At 52.5% G+C, this 322-nt stretch carries 1 protein-coding gene; it reads right to left on the minus strand.

Annotation, left to right across the window (positions count from 1 at the left end):
* A partial coding sequence (locus tag KVT36_RS31620; RefSeq protein ID WP_217607415.1) for an AMP-binding protein occupies positions 1-322 on the minus strand: 322 nt, incomplete at both ends.

Consider the following 322-nt stretch of genomic DNA (forward strand, 5'->3'; position numbering starts at 1 on the left):
TCGTCCGGCTGCAGTGTACGGGGCAGGGCTGTTACAGGATAATCCGCAAGCTCCTCCCGGAATTGTGACAGCGCTGCCTCATCCAGCAACACACGCAGATCACTGTCTGATAAAATATAACGGATACGTTCCTGCGGGTAAGCAGGATCTACCGGCACATACGCCGCACCTGCCTTCATGATCCCCAGTATACTGATCACCTGCCACTCGCTGCGTTCCTGGAAAATACCTACCAGCACTCCATTTCCTACACTATATTTTGTTTGCAGGTAATGTGCCAGCCGGTTAGCATGTTCATCCAGCTGCCGGTAAGTGAGCATAC

The sequence above is a fragment of the Chitinophaga sp. GbtcB8 genome (assembly GCF_019091455.1).
GTDB lineage: Bacteria > Bacteroidota > Bacteroidia > Chitinophagales > Chitinophagaceae > Chitinophaga.